Genomic DNA, 19,251 nt, shown 5'->3' on the forward strand with positions numbered 1-19,251 from the left:
TTGTTATCGGAATTTAGCATGAATACTTTGGATACCCGCCTAGACATGGACACAACTCAAAATAGCGGTGCTTACATCACCGAATTTAAAGAAAAAAGTGAGTTTGAGCAACGCATTAATACCGCTTGGCGACGTGCAGAACCTGAATCAGTGGCAGAACTTGCTGAAGCTGCCAATATCTCCCCTGATCTTGATCAAAAAATTTATGATCTCGCATTTAACTTAGCAAACAATTTACGTGAGCGTAAAAGCTCAGCTGGTAAAGCGGGTATCGTTCAAGGTCTACTTCAAGAATTTTCGCTTTCTTCTCAAGAAGGTGTTGCACTCATGTGTTTGGCTGAAGCATTGCTTCGTATTCCAGATACAGCGACACGTGATTTATTGATTCGTGACAAAATCAACCAAGGTAACTGGAAAGACCATGTCGGTCAAAGTAACCTCATGTTCGTTAATGCTGCTGCTTGGGGCTTGATGCTGACAGGCAAACTGATGGAAACGCCAAAGCAAACGAGTTTATCTAGTGTTTTAACTGGACTTCTGGCACGTAGTGGTCGCGGTATCATTCGTAAAGCGGTGGATGTTGCCATGCGTATGATGGGCGAACAGTTTGTAACCGGTGAAACCATCGAAGAAGCACTTGAACATGCTAAACCATTAGAACATAAAGGTTTCCGCTACTCGTACGATATGCTAGGTGAAGCAGCACTTACTGAACATGATGCTGAACGTTACTACAACGACTACACTCAAGCGATTCATGCAATTGGCAAAGCATCAAATGGCCGTGGTGTATATGACGGTCCTGGTATCTCAATTAAGCTTTCTGCTTTGCACCCACGTTACCAACGTGCCCAAATTGACCGTGTTCATCACGAACTTTATAACAAAGTTTTTGAGCTTGCATGCTTAGCAAAACAATATGATATCGGCTTAAACATCGATGCTGAAGAATCTGAACGTTTAGAAATTTCACTCGAATTACTTGAGCGTTTATGTTTTGAGCCAAAACTTGCCAATTGGAAAGGAATTGGTTTCGTTATTCAGGCTTATCAAAAGCGTTGTTTCTATGTGGTTGATTATATCGTTGACCTTGCTAAACGCAGTAACAAACGCTTGATGATCCGCTTGGTGAAAGGTGCATATTGGGACAGCGAGATCAAAAAAGCTCAAATTGACGGTATGACTGACTACCCTGTGTTTACCCGTAAAGTACACACCGATTTGTCATACATCGCTTGTGCGAAGAAACTTCTTGCTGCTCCAGACCAAGTGTATCCGCAATTTGCAACCCACAATGCGCAATCACTTGCGACGATCTACAATCTTGCTGATCCAAGCAAATACTACCCTGGTCAATACGAATTCCAATGCTTGCATGGAATGGGTGAACCGTTGTACGAGCAAGTCGTGGGTTCAAAAGAAGATAATAAACTCGGTATTCCTTGTCGTGTTTACGCGCCTGTAGGTAACCATGAAACATTGTTGGCTTATCTAGTCCGCCGTTTGCTTGAGAATGGCGCAAATACATCGTTTGTAAACCGTATCGCAGACAAAACATTGAAAGTTGATGATTTAATCCAATCACCGATCAAAGACATTCAAACTGCTGCAAAAGAAGAAGGCCAGCTCGGATTAAAACACCCAGCAATTCCTCTTCCACATGATTTATACCCATTGCGTCCAAACTCAAATGGTTTTGACCTAAATAATGACACGCCACTTGCTGATCTAAATGCAACAGCACAGAAGCTACGTCACCACATTTGGAAAAGCACACCGTTACTGGGCTTTGAATCCACTGTTCACGATGAAAGTAATGCTATTGCAATTACAAATCCTGCACAAAACAGTGAAATTGTGGGCTATGTGAATGAAGCAACGAGTGCTGATGTACAACTTGCACTTGAAGCAGCAGTACAAGCACAGCAAAGTTGGGCTGCAACAAATAAAACTGATCGTGCTGTTTGCTTAAAACGTGCAGCTGATTTGATGGAAGCTCGTATTCAGGAATTGATGGTTTTACTCTGCCGTGAAAGTGGTAAAACTTATGCCAATGCAATTGCTGAAGTACGTGAAGCAGTAGACTTCTTACGTTACTACGCAACTCAAATTGAGAATTTACCTGCACATGCACAAGTAAAACCATTAGGTACCGTCCTTTGTATCAGCCCATGGAACTTCCCTCTTGCAATTTTCTCTGGTCAGATTGCAGCAGCATTAGTAAGCGGTAACTGTGTAATTGCTAAACCAGCAGAACAAACACCACTTATTGCAGCACAAGCTGTCCAAATTTTGTGGGAAGCTGGCGTACCACATGGTGCTGTTCAACTCCTTCCTGGTCGTGGTGAAACTGTAGGTGCTCAACTGAGCCAAGATGATCGTATTCAAGGCATCATGTTCACAGGTTCTACCGAAGTTGCAAAAATCTTGCAAAAGACTGTGGCAAAACGCTTATCTCCAAATGGTCAGCCTATCCCGTTAATCGCGGAAACTGGTGGTCAAAATGCGATGATCGTGGATTCTTCAGCACTTACTGAACAAGTGGTTCTAGATGTTGTAAGTTCTGCATTTGACAGTGCGGGTCAACGCTGTTCTGCACTTCGTATCTTGTGCGTACAAGAAGATAGCGCGGCAACCGTCATCAAAATGTTAAAAGGCGCAATGCAACAGTTGATCGTCGGTAACCCTGCGATCTTAAAAACTGACATTGGTCCTGTAATCGACACTGAAGCAAAACAAACCATCGATACCCACATCCAAAAGATGAAATCTAAGGGTTACCCTGTTCATCAATTGATGTTTAACGATGCTGCAAGCCAACAAACACTTACGCAAGGGACTTTTGTACCGCCAACTGCGATTGAATTACCAAACCTTGATGACCTTGAACGTGAAGTATTTGGTCCTGTATTGCACATCATCACTTATAAGTATGGTGAACTTGAGCAATTGATCGATCGAATCAATGCCAAAGGTTATGGCTTAACCATGGGTCTACACACACGTATCGATGAAACCATCAATACTGTGATCCAACGTGCGGAAGTAGGTAACTTATATATTAACCGCAATATCGTGGGTGCAGTGGTAGGTGTACAACCATTTGGTGGTGAAGGCTTATCTGGTACTGGTCCGAAAGCGGGCGGTCCACTTTATATGTACCGTTTGATGGAACATTGTTCTGAGAAAGTATTGGCTAGACCATTTGCGGTGAAAGCAGAAATTTCTCAATTTGATGCGGTATCAAATGTTGCTTATCAAAGCTTATTGTCTTGGGCAAACCAAAATATGCCTCAAGCAATTACAACGATTCCTGCATTTGGTGTAGGTAAGTTCTATGAGTTGCAAGGTCCTACGGGTGAAAGCAACCAATACATTATCTTACCTCGTCATCGTGTGCTTTCAATTGCCAATGATGAAGCAGCTCAGCTACAACAACTTCTTGCAACTTTTGCAGTTGGTAGTTCAGCAGCAGTGCTAAAAGACAACGTATTCTTGGCTAAACATCAAGCATCTTTACCCAAAGAAGTTTTAGCAGCAATCAAAGTCATTGCACGTGTTGAAACAGATCACTTTGATGCTGTATTACATCAAGGTTCAGTAGAACAGCTTCAAACCTTACAGCATAAAATTGCGAATCGTTCAGGAGCTATCGTTGGTATTACTCATCTTCAAACAGGTGAGCAGATTCCATTAGAACGCCTCGTCATCGAACGTGCCATTAGCGTAAATACTGCAGCAGCAGGCGGTAATGCAAGTTTGATGACTTTATCTGAAGACTAGTTTTAGTCCTCAATCTCCTAGCCCGAATCATGTTTACATGGTTCGGTTTTTTTATTACTTATAGAAGATCATTACGGTGTTTTTCTGAAAGGCACGACTCTTCATAGTCAAAAAAAACCTCATATTCATCTAGAAAATTTTTCAACACCTTATAGTTAACATTTTTAGGTACGTTAATTGCGTAATAAGGTTTATTTTCTAAGCCCTCCCATTCAGCTAAATAAGATTCAATTTTTCTTAGTAGCTCATAAATACTCTTTGAATCATCTTCAAAAAAGATGATCCTCAAAGTTGAATTGTTGGAAGGTTCTACTAAGTCATTAAAATATAAACTACCTTCTTCATTATCAACTTCTATCAAATCATCAAATGAAATGTTTGGAGCAAAAAAAGGGATGTTTTTTATATAATATTTATCATTTTCAAACTTCTTCCCCCAAACTATTTCTCTTGATAAAGAGCCATTTTTATCAAGATAATCTACAATAATTTTCGCATTACTCATAAATCAAACCTAACCTCATTAACCTTATTTCAAAAATAATATATTACCCAGCCAACGCATTTTAGTGGTCTTCATCTCTAGGTATTTCGATTTTTATATACTCAATCATAGCTAGGTCAATCCATAAAATTTTGATACCATTCACAGCTAAATTTGTTTTGTATTTTTGGTAGTTATGACCGTATCTTATCAACAGCAACTTCAAGAGAAAGTTGAACGAATTACTGCACAATTTGCACCGTTCAATCCCCCTGCTTTAGAAGTATTTCAATCACCTGAACAACATTTTCGTATGCGTGCCGAATTTCGTCTGTGGCATACTGATGATGATCTGTTCTATGCCATGTTTGAACGTGCTGAAGATGGTAAACAAAAAACTGTTATCCGTATTGATGAGTTTCCTATTGCCGACCAAAGCATTAATGACTTAATGCCTCGCCTATTAGAGGAATTAAAAGCAGTCCCAATCTTATCACAACGTATTTTTGAAGCTGACTTTCTCGCAACCTTAAGCGGAGAAATGTTAGTGACGCTCATCTATCATCGTCGTTTAGATAGTGAGTGGGAAGCTGCTGCAAAAACTTTAGCTGAAAAGTTAAACATTAAAATTATGGGTCGTAGCCGCGGTCAAAAAATGATTGTTGGTGATGACTATGTTGTTGAACAACTCAATGTTCATGGACGCATATTTAAATACAAACAAATCGAAAGTAGTTTTACCCAACCGAATGCACAAGTTTGCAAACATATGCTTGAATGGGCGTGTGATGCAGCACAAAACTCACAAAAAGATTTATTAGAATTGTATTGTGGTAATGGCAATTTCACTCTGCCATTGTCTCTAAAATTTAATCGTGTTCTTGCAACAGAGCTCGCAAAAAGCTCAGTCTATGCGGCACAATGGAATATTGAACAAAATCAGATTGAAAATATCCAAGTTGCACGTCTTTCAGCTGAAGAATTTACTCAAGCCTATGAAGGTGAGCGTGAGTTTAGACGCTTACAAGAAGCAAATATAGACATCCAAAGCTACCAGTTTGATACGATCTTTGTTGATCCACCACGTGCGGGCATTGATGATGCAACTTTGGCACTTATGCAAGGATTCGAACGAATTATCTACATATCATGCAACCCTGACACGCTGCATGATAATTTAAAAACTTTGACTCAAACCCATCGTATCAGCAAATTTGCTTTATTCGATCAGTTCCCATTTACGCACCATATTGAGTCAGGTGTTTTGCTCGAAAAAATTTAAACAATTTATGTCAATGTAACATTAGAAATTAAAGAGAATTTTAACTCTTTAATTTCTAAATACTTTTAAAAACGAAAAATATTATTCTTTAAATATCAAGTCATAACAATGTCATATTTTCGTTGATTTCACCAATTACCATCGGAAAAATCAGAGTCTAACTGCTGCTTTTATCACTATTTCTGGCTTGTATTTTATTTTAGATTGATTATATTTCGATCTATGTTAAACCGAATATGAAAGGCTCTATGAGTTTTTGGGAAAAACTGTTCTCTGCTGAACAACAGCACAATGAACATAAGAATCAAATTGCTTGCGTCGAAAATGATTGCTCATGTAAAACAAACGAACAATTATTGGAAGCTCTGGTTAAAGCAAGAGATGAAGACGTAATTAAAGGCATCAAAAAGGTACTTATTTCTCGAGGCTACAGCCGCAAAGAGCTTCTTGAAATGATCAACCCACCAATTCAATAAAGCAAAACCTAATCCCTTTCTCATAAAGGGATTAGGTACTACCTACATTCATCTCGCTTTACCCCCGCCACAATCGGCCCTAAATTCATCAAACGATCATGTTGTTTTGTTTTTGCAGAATAAAAACTTGAAATAGAACCATCAAGGTATAAAGCATCCTCTACTGACAATTGTTGTTTGAAAAATTGTGCAAACTGATAAAAACTCACGCGTTGCTGTGATATAACAAAATACAATGTATTATCTTTGATGCCCACACCATTACGAACTTTCAAAGAATTTGAATCAGGCAAAAATTTAGGATTTATCTTTCCATCATAAACCAACATCGGACCAGACTGAGTTGCATATATGGCATCAAAGCTGTGCTGTTTATATTCAGATGTTGTTTTTATGATTGCTTGTGTTTGATTCCAAGCTAACACGCCATTGGGCTGCATAAAGAAATTTCCAAAACCACGATCTTCATTTAATGCAACCACTTCATTTCCATCTTCTATATATAAGCCAACAGGTTGGAAATCCGGATGATACATGCCCGCATTCATGGCAAAGTCTAAACGCTCGCACGCTTGTAACTCACTTTGAATATTAGAAAACTTGTGATAATAACGATTAGTTTTTGGGCTTTTTAAATAGAGCTTCAACACATTGAGGTCTTGAACCTCTACCACGCTATAATCAACACGTTCAAATTGATAAACGTGATGCTGCATAGCAAAAGCATTCGGCATAGCCAATAATGTGAGTAATATCAAAAAACCTGTTCTCATAGATATCTCTATTTTGAATAAATACAACTCGCTCAATATAACGCAAACCCCAGATACAATCTCCAAACACATTCATGCGAATCAATCCACAAAGGTACTCGATTGATTCATTTTTTTTGATTAGAATACAAGTGTAAATACAAAGACCTTGTATCCGCATGCAACAAAAACATCGACGCTTTCCGCTCGGCGCTCACCTCATTGTCAAACATTTTGGCTACAGCCATCATGGAATCTATGCGGGCCGTGGACGTGTGATTCATTACTCTGGTTTTGCTCATATCTTTAAAAAACATCCGATTGAAATGACAACCCTTCAGCGTTTTGCTCGTGGTAAACCCATTTACATTCGACATTACCCCTCACCTCGTTATAAAGCAAAAGTTGTTGTAAAACGGATGCGTTCTCGCATGCATGAAAATAACTATCATTTAATTATCAACAATTGCGAACATCTATGCACTTGGGCAATCACAGGGATTGAGTCCAGCACCCAGGTTGAGCGTATGCAACGAAGACTAACGACGATTGGTTATGTAAGCTCACTGATGAGTTATATGAATAGCCTTATGCTTACAGTTGCAACAGCCTGCTTTGCGATTGCGTTATACATTAAACTCATGCTGAAAAAGCAAGCAAAGAAACCTATCCCAATCTACTTACAACTTAAAGAAAAAAATTCGAAAAAATAATAGTTCAACTGGTGTTGAAAACGGGTTTTCAAGCATAGGCTATATGCACATCGATATTTACTTCTATTATCAGTTTCTATAGAATATTTCCATTCGGTACATTTCGTATCAATCTACTTCTCATCGAGGATTTTATGTTGGAGATAGCAGTAATCTGATAATCGTATTTCAATAGCATATTGAAATAGGTTATCGACGCGATTTTATTGGCTTTTAAAAGCTTAACTTTGCTTATGATTACTTATATCTGGATACAACATGAACCTATCTAAGTCCGAACAAAGGACTCTACACGTCTTAGCTAAAGGCGGAAAAATCGTAAAACTTCGTAATGATACTGGTCAAACTATCGCTGTAGAGTGTTACAGCCGAGAAGGTTTCTTGCTATCTGATTGTAGTCTTGAAACATTCAACAAGTTAAAAAAGAAGAAACTGATCAAATCACTTAATGGACAGCCCTATCAAATCAATTTACACGGGCTTAGATCAGTGCACCCACAATTAGACAATCGTTAATATAAAACCTTTGATCGAACAAATTTGTGACATGTTAGATCAAGACACTCAAGAGAAAATGAATATGAATCTAATTATTCGTGATGAAAATCCAACCGATATAAATGCTATTTTTGATTTAACTCGATTAGCTTTTGAGCGTGAGGAGTATTCGAGTCATACAGAGCAGTTCATTGTAAATGCATTAAGAGATTCTAACCAACTAACACTTTCACTGGTTGCTGAAAGTGATCATCAGGTTATCGGGCATATTGCATTTTCGCCTGTTCAAATATCAGATGCTACAACTGGCTGGTATGGTTTAGGGCCTATTTCGGTACTGCCTGATTTTCAGGGTAAAGGTGTTGGAGCGAAGTTAATACATGCAGGCCTTGAAGCATTAAAAGATCTAGACGCTTTGGGCTGTGTATTGCTTGGAGATCCTCAATATTATGGTCGATTTGGATTTAAAGCAGATCCAAAACTAATTCTGGATGGTGTGCCTGCTGAATATTTTCAAGTTTTGCCTTTTTATGATCATACACCGACAGGCAATGTTACATATTCAGATGCATTCAATGCGACAGAATAATCGAGCTAAGCATTAAAATTTTTCTTCATCAAAACAAAAAGCTCAGGTATTCACCTGAGCTTTTTATTATTTGTTAAATATTACTTAGCAGCAGTTGCTTCAGTTGTAATATTTACAGTGATCTTGTCACCAACATTCGGTACGTAATTTCCAATACCAAATGCTGAACGATCAAATGAAGTGGTTGCATTAAAACCAATCGCAGGAACTTTTGCCATTGGATGCTCCCCCTGTTTATTTAATACCGCATCCAATACCACAGGCTTGGTCACACCTTTAACAGTCAAATCACCTGTAATTTTGAAGTGCTTTTTATCCTTAGTTTCAACTTTCGTACTCTTAAAAGTGATGTTTGGATATTTTGCTGCATTAAACCAAGCTTCTTCTTGGAATTCTTTGTCCAGTGCAACAACATTTGTATTTACGCTGCTAACTGGGATCGTCACATTTACTGAAGAATTTTCTGGTTTTGCATTATCAACTTTAATTACACCTTGAATATCAGTGAAATTTGCACTTGGTGTAGAAAAACCGAAATGGTTCCAGCTAAAAACCGTCGCTGTGTGAGTAGGATCAATTTTGTAATCAACAGCCTTCGCTTGTACTAGTGTTGAACCTAATACTAAACATACACCTAGAGATAACGTTTTTAATCTGTTCATGGCATCCTCGAATCATTTTTTCAAAATTTCATTGATTGTAGTAGAAAAGTGTAGGAATAAACTGCGGTTGATTTATGACACAGTGTTTTATTTTTGCAACGATTATACATCTATATAGATAAATAAATCACACAAACAACAATAAAGCATAACTTACACAAATTCGAGCTATACAAAACTTATCATTTTTTAACCGTGGTTTTTAGCAAACGATGTTATAAAAATTAATCACCTTTAAAAAATTTTTAAATATTTTCATTTAGAGGAAACATCATGAATTTACAACAAGTATTTGATCAATTAAACACGGTTCAAGCCAATCCAGCGATCAGCATTTTTGTTCCAACACATCGAACTTTTCCAGATAACCAGCAAGATGCAATTGCATTAAAAAATGCACTCAAAGAATTAGAAACTCGCTTATCTGAAGCCCATGATAAGCGTGAAGTTCAGACGCGATTAGAGCAAATTGAGAAAGAGCTTTCGGAGCATGATCACAATTATAATCTCGATACTTTAGCAATCTTCTCAACACCTGAAAGTACTCAAATTTTCAACTTCCCTTTCAAGGTAAAACCACGAGTCATTATTGATCAACATTTTGCTACACGAGACATTCTCCGTGAATTGAACAGTTCTGTGCATTATTACATGGTGATTGTTTCAAGAATGAATGGGCGATTATTTGAAGTATTTAACGATCAGCTCGTACATGAGTTTAATCAAGAAGATGAACTTCAAGGATTAGAATTCCCATTAGAAAACACGCATCTTTATACAACGAGCTCAAATGATCGTTCAAACGCAACCAAAGAAGAAAACTATATCAAAGAGTTTCTAAATCGTGTTGATAAAAGCGTTCAGGAAGTCTATAAACAAAATCCTTTACCAATTATTGTCGTTGGTGATGAGCGTACCGTCTCTTTCTATCAACAAGTCTGTGACAATCCAAATGCAATTGTCGCCACTGTTACTAACAGTGCAAACTTAGAAGCAGAAGCACGCCTGATTATTGAAGAAGCCCAAGAGCAAGTAAATTTATACCGAACCAAACTTCAGGAAGTTGCTCAAACTGAAATCAATCAAGCAAAGAGTCAGAATTTATTGATTGAGGATTTATCATCAATTTACCGTGCTGCAAATGAGGGTCGCCTTGACCAAATCTTTATTAAAAAAGGTTACATACAGCCAGCGAATATTGATTCAGCAACGTCTACTGTTGAACTTGATACTGGTACGACGACGACTGATGATATAGTAGATGATATATTATCGACGGTAATCCATCATGGTGGTAAAGCTCATTTCTTAGATGCTGAGTTTTTAGATCAAAATGCTAACCTATTAGCCAAGGCGCGCTATTAATAAAATACTCAAACTCATTGAAAATAAGGGCTTTAATGTCCTTATTTTCATCCAATAAGCAACACTTTTGAGATATGCTTAATCATTTATACCAACAACAAGGTAAATCATGACTTATTCTGTACAAGCTGAAAGCACTTTGACCCCTTATCGCGTAACACTGACTGATGAATCTGGTCATACATGGCATGCGGATGAGCCTGCTGATAAAGGTGGTCAAGATACAGCACCCAACCCTGTTCAGCTTTTACTTTCTGCTTTAGGTGCTTGCACTACCATTACCTTGGAAATGTACGCTAAACACAAAGGAATTAAACTTGACCACGTTCAAGTTGATTTGAGTTTAAACCCAAATGGTCAACATGAATCAGGTCATAACAATATCGAGCGTAAAATTGTGCTTAAAGGTGAATTTACTGACGATCAGCACAAACGTTTATTAAAAGTCGCGGAAAGCTGCCCGATTCATAAGTTATTAACGTCAAATATTTCGATTCAGAGTGAATTAAGCATCGGGTAAGCAATATAAATATGGTTTTTATTTTAAAAACCATATTTATAAAAAACTAATATTAAACTGATAATTCAGTTCCTGACATTTGAATTCATCCAATATATTTATAGGAATAACTTGTTTTGCTTCTAAACTTATAACCATATACGTTAAGTCATACCAATTCACTTCACTCTCGTCATCTGGACAATAGAATACTCCCTGCTTCTCGTCCAATTTAATATATTTTTCATCAACGCTTCTTAACTCATAACCATACTTATGTATTAGAAGCATGTTAATCATTTCTATAATTTTAGACCTATGTAGGGCTTTGTTGCACAAACCTATCTGTAAAAGCTTTTTCAGCGATATAATTTTCAAATGAAGAAGCCTACACACAAAATCTACCGCACAACCAATTGGCCCGCATATAACCGAGCACTCATGAGTCGCGGAAATATTGCCATTTGGTTTGATCCTGCTACGCAATGGTATGCTCCATCAAAAGGCAAACAAGGGCGAAATCAAACCTACTCCGACGCAGCTATCCAATGCTGCTTAATGATTAAATCCTTATTCCGTCTATCTTTACGTATGGTCACTGGCTTTGTGCAAAGTCTGATTAAACTTTGTGGATTAAATTGGACCGCACCAGATTACAGTACGCTTTGTAGAAGACAAAAGCATATTGATATTGCAATCAGCTACCAAAAAAGTAGCGATGGGCTGCATCTACTCATAGACTCTACAGGCATGAAGTTTCTAGGTGAGGGCGAATGGAAACGCAAGAAACATGGACCTGAATATCGTCGCCAATGGCGTAAACTACATATTGGTATAGATGCTGAAACCCTTCAAATACGCGCTATTCAACTCACTACAAATAATGTCAGTGATTCACAAGTGCTTGGTGATTTACTCGATCAGATTCCACAAGATGAGCAGATTGACTCTGTTTATACCGATGGAGCTTATGACACCAAGCAATGCCGTCAGGTCATTGCAGATCGGCAAGCGCATGCGGTGATTCCACCTAGAAAAAATGCGAAACCATGGAAAGATACAAAGATCAGCTCGCTAGAACGAAATGAATTACTTCGAACAGTTAAACGTTTAGGCAGGAGACTATGGAAAAAATGGTCAGGCTATCATCGACGAAGTTTGGTGGAAACCAAGATGCATTGCATTAAATTATTAGGCGATAAATTAATGGCAAGAAGCTTTCCTAGTCAGGTGAATGAAATTCATGCACGTGTAGCAGTCCTCAACAGGTTTACGGAATTAGGTCGACCACTTACCCAAGTTACGCCTTAAATTTGGCTCAATTAGGGGCGCTTTGCATTTCAAATCTTTGTGCAACAAAACCCCTATGTAGTGGAAAAATTTCTGTTTTTTCAAAAGACTGAACAAGCTCTAAGCTTGCCAACTTTAAAGATCGTGTTTCATATTCATCAATACACTCTATCCCAAAGAATCGCCAAGCAGATAAATCTTCTATATCTTTCAAACTCTGAATTAAATTGTCTGTATATTTAAGTAGTTGATACTTACATAAATTTTGTTTTGGATCTTCTGTAAAAAGTATTTCTGTATCAAAACCTATACCGAGATCAGCCATGGTACTTTGTTCAAATAAAGCTTCTCTAAGTTTTAAACGCCAATCATCACACTCAAAATAATAAGTACGGTTGGCAGCGATTCTACAAATTATTGAAAATAAATGTGGGTATATGTAACTCATAATAATTATAATTCACCTATAGAACAAAAGAATATTTAATAATTTCTTTAACTTTCTATCACTATTGTTTTTAAGAAACTCAATTCAATATGTAAAAAAAGCGTCCTTAATCAGGACGCTTTTTTATACCACTTAATCATTAAGCAGTCAGTTCTTTAACCGCAGCAACAACAGCTTCAGTCGTAATACCGAAGAACTGGAACAAGTCTTTTGCTGGTGCAGATTCGCCGTAAGTGGTCATACCGATCACTTTGCCATCTAAACCAACAAATTTCCACCAGTAATCCACATGAGCAGCTTCAACCGCTACACGTGCACGAATATGTGCAGGTAATACAGCTTCACGGTATGCAGCATCTTGCTTCATGAATTCTTCAGCACATGGCATAGACACGACACGCACACCTTCAAGTTGTGCATATGCTTCCATTGCCAATGAAACTTCAGAACCAGTCGCAATGATGATTGCTTTCAACTCACCTTTTTCTTCAGCAAGCACATAACCACCTTTTGCAACGTTTTGAATTTGAGCTTCATTACGTGCTTGGAATGGTAAGTTTTGACGAGAGAAAATGAGTGCTGTCGGACCATCTTTACGCTCAAGCGCAGATTTCCAAGAAACAGCAGCTTCAACTGTGTCACATGGACGCCAAGTATTTAAGTTTGGTGTACCGCGCAATGATGCAATTTGTTCGATTGGTTGATGCGTAGGACCATCTTCACCTAAACCAATTGAGTCATGCGTATAAACATGAATCACGCGTTGCTTCATTAATGCTGACATACGCACTGCATTACGTGCATATTCCATAAACATCAAGAATGTAGCAACGTAAGGAACAAAACCACCGTGTAAAGCTACACCGTTTGCAATTGCCGTCATACCGAATTCACGAACACCATAGTAAACATAGTTGCCCGCTGGATTTTCTTGTACGCCTTGGCAACCTTTCCAAAGCGTTAAGTTAGAACCAGCTAAATCGGCAGAACCACCCAATAATTCAGGAAGTAATGGACCAAATGCTTGCAATGTATTTTGGCTTGCTTTACGTGTCGCAATGGTTTCAGCTTTAGCATTAGTTTCAGCAATGAAAGCATCTGCTTTTGCAGCAAAATCAGCAGGTAAGTCACCGTTGATACGACGTAGCAATTCAGTTGCTTCAGTTGGATATTTTGCTTGGTATTGAGCAAACAATTCATTCCAAGCGGCTTCAGAAGTTTGACCTTTCGCTTTTGCATCCCAAGCAGCATAAACATCTTCAGGAATTACGAATGCATCTTCTTTCCAGCCCAATGCTTCACGCGTTAAAGCAATCTCATCTTTACCAAGTGGTGCACCGTGGCAATCTTCTTTACCTTGTTTATTCGGTGAACCTAAACCAATAATCGTTTTACAGATAATGATCGTTGGTTTATTGCTTTCTGCTTTCGCTTCAACAGTTGCTTGGCGAATTGCATCAGCATCATGCCCGTCTACACGAAGTACTTGCCAGCCATAAGCATTAAAGCGCTGTTCAGTATCGTCACTAAACCAACCTTCAACTTCACCGTCAATCGAAATACCATTGTCATCATAGTAAACAACGAGCTTACCAAGACCTAAAGTCCCTGCAAGTGAACATGCTTCATGTGAAATACCTTCCATCAAGCAGCCATCACCTAAGAAACAGTAAGTGAAGTGATCAACAACGTTTAAACCATCTTTGTTAAATTGTGCAGCTAAAGTTTTTTCAGCTAAAGCAAAACCAACTGCATTGGCAATACCCTGACCTAACGGACCAGTTGTCGTTTCAATACCCGGTGCATAGCCTAATTCTGGATGACCAGGAGTTTTAGAGTGTAATTGACGGAATTGTTTTAAATCTTCAATAGACAAATCATATCCCGTCAAATGTAGCAACGCATATTGCAACATTGAGCCATGACCATTTGACAATACGAAACGGTCACGGTTTGCCCATTGTGGGTTTGTCGGGTTGTGATTTAAAAATTCACGCCAAACTACGTCAGCGATATCTGCCATCCCCATTGGAGCACCAGGATGCCCTGAGTTTGCTTGTTGCACAGCATCCATAGCCAAGACACGAATTGCATTTGCAATACGACGTTCATTTAAAGGGGTTGTCATAAGTCAGAATCCGATTAAATCAATAAGAAAAGAAGATGAGAAAACATCTTTCAAAAACTGCGACTATTGTCTTAAAAAAACAAGATGGGGTAAAGTGCAATACACGATATTTCTTATATTTTGATCGTTCAAATACAATTCTTTATGTAAATGCTCACAGGATAAACATTTGTTCAAAGGTATTCTTTCAAAAAGTACATCAGCAATTCAGAAAAACTTTATCAATTAAAGCTTTAATATTAGTTTTTCTGATACACATATCAATAAAAACACAATGAAAATGAAATAAATTCATGCTTTTTGGTCAGCTTATGCTAGTCCTATCCGCCAAGTCGATGTAACATACTCTGTCTTTTTGAAAATACCAATGATAGGACGTTCATGCGCGAGTATGCTGTTTTTACTTCAGAATCTGTAAGCGAAGGTCATCCAGATAAAATGGCTGACCAGATTAGTGATGCGATTTTAGATGCAATCCTAAAAGAAGACCCGTATGCGCGTGTCGCTTGTGAAACATTAGTAAAAACAGGTGCTGTTGTTCTTGCTGGTGAAATCACAACAACTGCAAATGTGGACTTTGAAGCGATTGTACGTCAAACCGTAAATGGTATTGGTTATCACCACTCAGATTTGGGTTTTGATGGTTCAACCTGTGCTGTAATCAACATGATCGGTAAACAATCTCCTGAGATTGCTCAAGGTGTTGATCGTCAAAAGCCAGAAGATCAAGGTGCTGGTGACCAAGGTCTTATGTTTGGTTATGCAAGCCGTGAGACAGATGTACTCATGCCTGCCCCAATCTCTTATGCACACCGTTTAATGGAACGCCAAGCTGAATTACGCCGTTCAGGTGCTCTACCTTGGTTACGTCCAGATGCGAAAAGCCAAGTAACATTTGCTTATGAAAATGGCAGACCTGTGCGCTTAGATGCAGTTGTACTCTCAACTCAACATGACCCCGAAATTTCACAAATTCAACTCAAAGAAGCAGTGATTGAAGAAATTGTTAAACCAATCATTCCTGCTGAGATGTTTCATGCTGGAACTAAATTCCACATTAACCCAACGGGTATGTTTGTGATTGGCGGTCCTGTTGGTGACTGTGGTTTAACTGGTCGTAAAATTATTGTAGATACCTACGGCGGTATGGCACGTCATGGCGGCGGTGCTTTCTCTGGTAAAGATCCATCGAAAGTGGACCGTTCAGCTGCTTATGCTGGCCGTTATGTTGCAAAAAACATTGTTGCCGCTGGTTTAGCTGACAAATGTGAAATCCAAGTAAGTTATGCAATTGGTGTTGCAGAACCGACATCTATCTCGATCAATACTTTTAATACAGGCAAAGTATCAGACGAGTTAATCGTGCAATTGGTTCGTGAACATTTTGACTTACGTCCTTATGGCATTACACGTATGCTAAATCTGATTCAACCGATGTACAAACAAACAGCAGCTTATGGTCATTTCGGTCGTGAAGGCTCTGACACTGCATTTACATGGGAAAAAACAGATAAAGTTGACATCCTAAAAGATGCCGCAGGATTGTAATCCTCAAATCTTAGAGTAGCTCAAAGCTCACAGTACAAGCTGTGAGCTTTTTTTATTCCTAGTGAAAATATCTAGTTTTTGGGATGTGTATTTTCATGTTTAAAAATTTCAAATAGTGAATTTTTTTGCATGACTTGATCTTCATGGTTCTGCTGAACATAAACATGTACAACTTTGGCAATCACCACCACAACTAAACAAGCAGCAATACAAAACATCCATAAGCCATATGGACTACGAATATGTTGTGAACCGCAATACGGACACTCTTTGTCTGTCGATGCAACAACCTTGTCACAACACGCACAATGATATTGAGATAACATCATTTATCCTCCCACTTCTTATTTTTTATTTTCATTTGGTAGCAGTTTTACGACCATAACTTCATCCTATGAGAAAAAAAATAAGAATTCAATCAAGATTACTCAGATGTAAAATCAAAGTAACAAAATTTTATGACAATTTTATGTGATATTTGACTTGCATACAGAACTGTACTCAATGTGATTACAAAGCAATTGTTTGCTAAAATACTTTTTTAAAACTTGATTACAGGATCAAATCTGATGACCCAACTGATTAACAAAGGCGGATTTCGAGAGCGCGCCAATCGTAGTCGCAGTTACAAACAATCGGAAAATAAAGTTACTACGCTCACAACCAGCCAATACCAACCTCAAATCCCCAAAACCACCTCAGAAGCAGAAGAAAAGCCACTTAAATCAAAAGATGAGCAATAAAAAAACACACTATTTTGAAGTGTGCTTTTGTCATTTGTTTATATTTTAATTTACATCTTTAAATTCAATTTTCTTTTGCTCTGGTTTTACTTCTCTTGCTTCACCATCAATGATGGTTGAATCTTGATACTGACCGCCACCTTGCTGTCTTTGCATCTCTTGCATTTGGCGCATCATATCAGCAAAAGGATTTTGTCCTGCAGCACCGCCACCCATTCCATTCATCATTTGATCCATCATCGCTTGCTGACGTTTTGCCATGGTTTTCATTAATGCATTACGAAGACCTGTTTGAACAGCAGGAATAAGCACGAGTACAGCTAACACATCTGAAATTAATCCTGGAATCATTAATAAGAAACCAGACATAGCCAGTGCTATCTTTTTCGTTACTGCTGGATCACCACCAAGCTGCCCTGTCATTTGCATTTGTTGTAATTGCGGCGGCATAATACTTGACGTGCTTGAACGCATAATATTTAGACCGATAAAGAAGGCGATAATAAACCAGAAGAATACGTACCACATACTCCCCACAAGGTCGCCCACGCCGATCCATACTAAAACTTCAGCAATTGTGCCAAATACCACGATAAGAAGTAGATTCATGTCAAAGCTTCGTCTATCTCAGAAGGTTGAAAAAATGTGCAGCACAGAGTTTATAAAAGTAAAGCCAGTACAGCAAATAAAAAATAACTAATTAAAGAGATGGGTACTTTTTTGGATTTATCAAGTCTTCGATGTTTCACAGATATAAAAAAGCTCCCAATCAAATATTTTTAATTGAGAGCCATAAATGATTTATGTTTTAACCACAACTTGCATGGGTAATCTTTTTAGATTTTGGATCTACGGTAACCGTAACACGATTTTCACGATAGTCCATCGTTACAGGTTGATTTGGTCCGATACTACGTACAATTTCAGATTTGGTTTTTTCTTTAATTTGTGCTTCCGTTAAACCTGTTTGACCGACTAATTTTTGTGCTTCATCAGCTAAACATTTAGGTTGGCTCGCACGGAAAAGCTCCCACTCTTCAACCACTTGACCATTTGGTAGTTTACAGTAACCAACTTGTCCATTTGCTTCGTTGCGAATTTCTAGTTGACCACCCTGTTCAACACAATATTTACTTGCAGGATTCGCCATTCCAATTTTTGGTGGTGTCATTTCACTGCTTGGTGTAGATGTACATGCGGCAAGTGAAGTCATCATTAAACCTAAAAATAAGATCTTTTTCATAAGTTTGAATTCTTAAATTTGAAAAAAATAAGATATCAAAAATGATAAATTATTATGTCTATGATTTGAAACAGAAAGTATTATTTCTGATCTAAACTCATAGTTTTGCTTAATTACTGAATAATCACATACTCTAGCCGAATAGCCTCATCAACTAAATAGTGATCCTTAATCATATAAAAATAGGGTGCTGCGCTTATCCACTCATCCATTGCAATAATCGCTTTCGTATATCCCTTTTCAGCAGAAAAATCTTTTATTTGTATAATGTCCATTGGCTTATTCCTTTTACTATAAGCCTTACATATTAAATAAAAAGCACGATTATTAAAAATAAATATAGGTGATCATTCATTCAACGAATAGAAATACTGCATAAATAAAAAGCACCATGAAGGTGCTTTATCTCTCAGAGACTCGTTGCAATCAAAATCACTAGACTAAACAACAACGTTCCCATAGATCGCTTACAACAATGTACATGTATCTCTTGCTCAAACCCATGAGCATACGGTTCTAAGTTTTCCATCACTTTAGCACTCTTTAAATGTACTACACTTATTAATTTGCCTAAAAAAATAATGAAATGAAATTAGCAAAAGGTCGTATACCCATTTAATGTATTTTCTTAAAAATTTAATTCATTTGTGACAATATTTGTCTCAATCATCCACTACACCCCAAATCTACTCGTCCGAAAAATAAATTATGTCACTTGAAAAAAGCTTAACATTCAGTGCACTATAAA

19 protein-coding genes and 2 pseudogenes are annotated in these 19,251 nt (G+C 37.9%); 11 read left to right on the forward strand and 10 right to left on the reverse strand.

Annotation, left to right across the window (positions count from 1 at the left end):
- Positions 1 to 18: 18 nt before the first annotated feature.
- Positions 19 to 3,783 carry a trifunctional transcriptional regulator/proline dehydrogenase/L-glutamate gamma-semialdehyde dehydrogenase gene (gene putA / locus F927_RS01950; protein ID WP_005080989.1) on the forward strand — a complete coding sequence of 1,255 codons (3,765 nt, stop codon included), beginning with the start codon at positions 19 to 21 and terminating at the stop codon, positions 3,781 to 3,783.
- 58 nt (positions 3,784 to 3,841) lie between these two features.
- On the opposite strand, the gene F927_RS01955 is transcribed toward putA, so the two are convergent.
- Complete coding sequence (locus F927_RS01955; protein ID WP_005080991.1) at positions 3,842 to 4,288, reverse strand: DUF4265 domain-containing protein; 447 nt, start codon at positions 4,286 to 4,288, stop codon at positions 3,842 to 3,844.
- A gap of 175 nt (positions 4,289 to 4,463) precedes the next feature.
- Between F927_RS01955 and trmA the strand changes: the two genes are divergently transcribed.
- Complete coding sequence (gene trmA / locus F927_RS01960; protein WP_005080993.1) at positions 4,464 to 5,549, forward strand: tRNA (uridine(54)-C5)-methyltransferase TrmA; 1,086 nt, start codon at positions 4,464 to 4,466, stop codon at positions 5,547 to 5,549.
- Positions 5,550 to 5,797: 248 nt separating this feature from the next.
- Positions 5,798 to 6,025: a hypothetical protein gene (locus F927_RS01965; protein ID WP_017394697.1), complete on the forward strand. Its 228-nt coding sequence runs from the start codon at positions 5,798 to 5,800 to the stop codon at positions 6,023 to 6,025.
- A gap of 38 nt (positions 6,026 to 6,063) precedes the next feature.
- Here the strand turns inward: F927_RS01965 and F927_RS01970 are convergent, their stop codons facing one another.
- Positions 6,064 to 6,798 carry a phosphodiester glycosidase family protein gene (locus F927_RS01970; protein WP_005080995.1) on the reverse strand — a complete coding sequence of 245 codons (735 nt, stop codon included), beginning with the start codon at positions 6,796 to 6,798 and terminating at the stop codon, positions 6,064 to 6,066.
- A 158-nt stretch (positions 6,799 to 6,956) separates the two neighbouring features.
- On the opposite strand from F927_RS01970, the gene F927_RS01975 reads away from it, so the two are divergent.
- The 3 genes from F927_RS01975 (at position 6,957) to F927_RS01985 (ending at position 8,577) form a co-directional block, all read left to right on the forward strand.
- On the forward strand, positions 6,957 to 7,490 hold the full coding sequence (locus F927_RS01975) for a lecithin retinol acyltransferase family protein (protein WP_004638832.1): 534 nt from the start codon (positions 6,957 to 6,959) through the stop codon (positions 7,488 to 7,490).
- A 258-nt stretch (positions 7,491 to 7,748) separates the two neighbouring features.
- Complete coding sequence (locus tag F927_RS01980; RefSeq protein ID WP_005080997.1) at positions 7,749 to 8,006, forward strand: YjhX family toxin; 258 nt, start codon at positions 7,749 to 7,751, stop codon at positions 8,004 to 8,006.
- A gap of 31 nt (positions 8,007 to 8,037) precedes the next feature.
- Positions 8,038 to 8,577: a GNAT family N-acetyltransferase gene (locus F927_RS01985; protein WP_005080999.1), complete on the forward strand. Its 540-nt coding sequence runs from the start codon at positions 8,038 to 8,040 to the stop codon at positions 8,575 to 8,577.
- Positions 8,578 to 8,657: 80 nt separating this feature from the next.
- On the opposite strand, the gene F927_RS01990 is transcribed toward F927_RS01985, so the two are convergent.
- Positions 8,658 to 9,239 (reverse strand): YceI family protein, encoded by a 582-nt coding sequence (locus F927_RS01990; RefSeq protein WP_004638828.1) that lies wholly within the window; start codon positions 9,237 to 9,239, stop codon positions 8,658 to 8,660.
- A gap of 273 nt (positions 9,240 to 9,512) precedes the next feature.
- Here F927_RS01990 and F927_RS01995 point away from each other — a divergent pair, with 273 nt between their 5' ends.
- Complete coding sequence (locus F927_RS01995) at positions 9,513 to 10,604, forward strand: AOC03_06830 family ribosome hibernation factor (protein WP_005081001.1); 1,092 nt, start codon at positions 9,513 to 9,515, stop codon at positions 10,602 to 10,604.
- A gap of 109 nt (positions 10,605 to 10,713) precedes the next feature.
- Positions 10,714 to 11,124: an OsmC family protein gene (locus F927_RS02000; RefSeq protein ID WP_005081004.1), complete on the forward strand. Its 411-nt coding sequence runs from the start codon at positions 10,714 to 10,716 to the stop codon at positions 11,122 to 11,124.
- Between the two features lie 36 nt (positions 11,125 to 11,160).
- On the opposite strand, the pseudogene F927_RS17330 reads toward F927_RS02000, so the two are convergent.
- Positions 11,161 to 11,424 (reverse strand): annotated as a pseudogene (locus F927_RS17330) (hypothetical protein); the annotation flags it as partial.
- 57 nt (positions 11,425 to 11,481) lie between these two features.
- Between F927_RS17330 and F927_RS02010 the strand changes: the two are divergent.
- Positions 11,482 to 12,414 carry an IS5-like element IS17 family transposase gene (locus F927_RS02010; protein ID WP_020846310.1) on the forward strand — a complete coding sequence of 311 codons (933 nt, stop codon included), beginning with the start codon at positions 11,482 to 11,484 and terminating at the stop codon, positions 12,412 to 12,414.
- A 25-nt stretch (positions 12,415 to 12,439) separates the two neighbouring features.
- Here F927_RS02010 and F927_RS02015 read toward each other — a convergent pair.
- Both F927_RS02015 and tkt read right to left on the reverse strand, forming a co-directional pair.
- Positions 12,440 to 12,841, reverse strand: a pseudogene (locus tag F927_RS02015) (hypothetical protein); the annotation flags it as partial.
- 139 nt (positions 12,842 to 12,980) lie between these two features.
- The gene (gene tkt / locus F927_RS02020; protein ID WP_005081009.1) at positions 12,981 to 14,969 is read right to left on the reverse strand and encodes a transketolase; all 1,989 of its coding nucleotides are present in this window, start codon (positions 14,967 to 14,969) and stop codon (positions 12,981 to 12,983) included.
- Positions 14,970 to 15,350: 381 nt separating this feature from the next.
- Here tkt and metK point away from each other — a divergent pair, with 381 nt between their 5' ends.
- A complete protein-coding gene (gene metK, locus F927_RS02025) occupies positions 15,351 to 16,517 on the forward strand; it encodes a methionine adenosyltransferase (protein WP_004638816.1) in 1,167 nt (388 codons plus the stop codon).
- 71 nt (positions 16,518 to 16,588) lie between these two features.
- Here the strand turns inward: metK and F927_RS02030 are convergent, their stop codons facing one another.
- Positions 16,589 to 16,846 (reverse strand): hypothetical protein, encoded by a 258-nt coding sequence (locus F927_RS02030; RefSeq protein WP_171055746.1) that lies wholly within the window; start codon positions 16,844 to 16,846, stop codon positions 16,589 to 16,591.
- 240 nt (positions 16,847 to 17,086) lie between these two features.
- Between F927_RS02030 and F927_RS17155 the strand changes: the two genes are divergently transcribed.
- Complete coding sequence (locus F927_RS17155) at positions 17,087 to 17,260, forward strand: hypothetical protein (RefSeq protein WP_004638813.1); 174 nt, start codon at positions 17,087 to 17,089, stop codon at positions 17,258 to 17,260.
- 45 nt (positions 17,261 to 17,305) lie between these two features.
- Here the strand turns inward: F927_RS17155 and F927_RS02035 are convergent, their stop codons facing one another.
- From F927_RS02035 to F927_RS17160, 3 genes are all read right to left on the reverse strand, one after another.
- On the reverse strand, positions 17,306 to 17,869 hold the full coding sequence (locus F927_RS02035) for an FxsA family protein (RefSeq protein WP_005081011.1): 564 nt from the start codon (positions 17,867 to 17,869) through the stop codon (positions 17,306 to 17,308).
- Between the two features lie 199 nt (positions 17,870 to 18,068).
- Positions 18,069 to 18,503: an I78 family peptidase inhibitor gene (locus F927_RS02040; RefSeq protein ID WP_005081013.1), complete on the reverse strand. Its 435-nt coding sequence runs from the start codon at positions 18,501 to 18,503 to the stop codon at positions 18,069 to 18,071.
- Between the two features lie 113 nt (positions 18,504 to 18,616).
- Entirely contained in the window at positions 18,617 to 18,778 is a 162-nt protein-coding gene (locus tag F927_RS17160; protein WP_004638809.1) for a hypothetical protein, read from the reverse strand.
- Between the last annotated feature and the right edge of the window lie 473 nt (positions 18,779 to 19,251).

Source organism: Acinetobacter haemolyticus CIP 64.3 = MTCC 9819, assembly GCF_000369065.1.
GTDB classification, from domain to species: Bacteria; Pseudomonadota; Gammaproteobacteria; order Pseudomonadales; family Moraxellaceae; genus Acinetobacter; species Acinetobacter haemolyticus.

Excerpts from the sequence above, each read along its gene's own strand:
- F927_RS02010 (WP_020846310.1), top strand. The coding sequence starts at position 11,482 with ATGAAGAAGCCTACACACAAAATCTACCGCACAACCAATTGGCCCGCA.
- F927_RS01985 (WP_005080999.1), top strand. The coding sequence starts at position 8,038 with ATGTTAGATCAAGACACTCAAGAGAAAATGAATATGAATCTAATTATT.
- F927_RS02000 (WP_005081004.1), top strand. The coding sequence starts at position 10,714 with ATGACTTATTCTGTACAAGCTGAAAGCACTTTGACCCCTTATCGCGTA.
- F927_RS02035 (WP_005081011.1), bottom strand. The coding sequence starts at position 17,869 with ATGAATCTACTTCTTATCGTGGTATTTGGCACAATTGCTGAAGTTTTA.
- F927_RS02040 (WP_005081013.1), bottom strand. The coding sequence starts at position 18,503 with ATGAAAAAGATCTTATTTTTAGGTTTAATGATGACTTCACTTGCCGCA.
- F927_RS01995 (WP_005081001.1), top strand. The coding sequence starts at position 9,513 with ATGAATTTACAACAAGTATTTGATCAATTAAACACGGTTCAAGCCAAT.
- F927_RS01955 (WP_005080991.1), bottom strand. The coding sequence starts at position 4,288 with ATGAGTAATGCGAAAATTATTGTAGATTATCTTGATAAAAATGGCTCT.
- F927_RS17155 (WP_004638813.1), top strand. The coding sequence starts at position 17,087 with ATGACCCAACTGATTAACAAAGGCGGATTTCGAGAGCGCGCCAATCGT.
- F927_RS01990 (WP_004638828.1), bottom strand. The coding sequence starts at position 9,239 with ATGAACAGATTAAAAACGTTATCTCTAGGTGTATGTTTAGTATTAGGT.
- F927_RS17160 (WP_004638809.1), bottom strand. The coding sequence starts at position 18,778 with ATGGACATTATACAAATAAAAGATTTTTCTGCTGAAAAGGGATATACG.
- trmA (WP_005080993.1), top strand. The coding sequence starts at position 4,464 with ATGACCGTATCTTATCAACAGCAACTTCAAGAGAAAGTTGAACGAATT.
- F927_RS02030 (WP_171055746.1), bottom strand. The coding sequence starts at position 16,846 with ATGATGTTATCTCAATATCATTGTGCGTGTTGTGACAAGGTTGTTGCA.
- putA (WP_005080989.1), top strand. The coding sequence starts at position 19 with ATGAATACTTTGGATACCCGCCTAGACATGGACACAACTCAAAATAGC.
- F927_RS01975 (WP_004638832.1), top strand. The coding sequence starts at position 6,957 with ATGCAACAAAAACATCGACGCTTTCCGCTCGGCGCTCACCTCATTGTC.
- F927_RS01980 (WP_005080997.1), top strand. The coding sequence starts at position 7,749 with ATGAACCTATCTAAGTCCGAACAAAGGACTCTACACGTCTTAGCTAAA.
- tkt (WP_005081009.1), bottom strand. The coding sequence starts at position 14,969 with ATGACAACCCCTTTAAATGAACGTCGTATTGCAAATGCAATTCGTGTC.
- F927_RS01965 (WP_017394697.1), top strand. The coding sequence starts at position 5,798 with ATGAGTTTTTGGGAAAAACTGTTCTCTGCTGAACAACAGCACAATGAA.
- metK (WP_004638816.1), top strand. The coding sequence starts at position 15,351 with ATGCGCGAGTATGCTGTTTTTACTTCAGAATCTGTAAGCGAAGGTCAT.
- F927_RS01970 (WP_005080995.1), bottom strand. The coding sequence starts at position 6,798 with ATGAGAACAGGTTTTTTGATATTACTCACATTATTGGCTATGCCGAAT.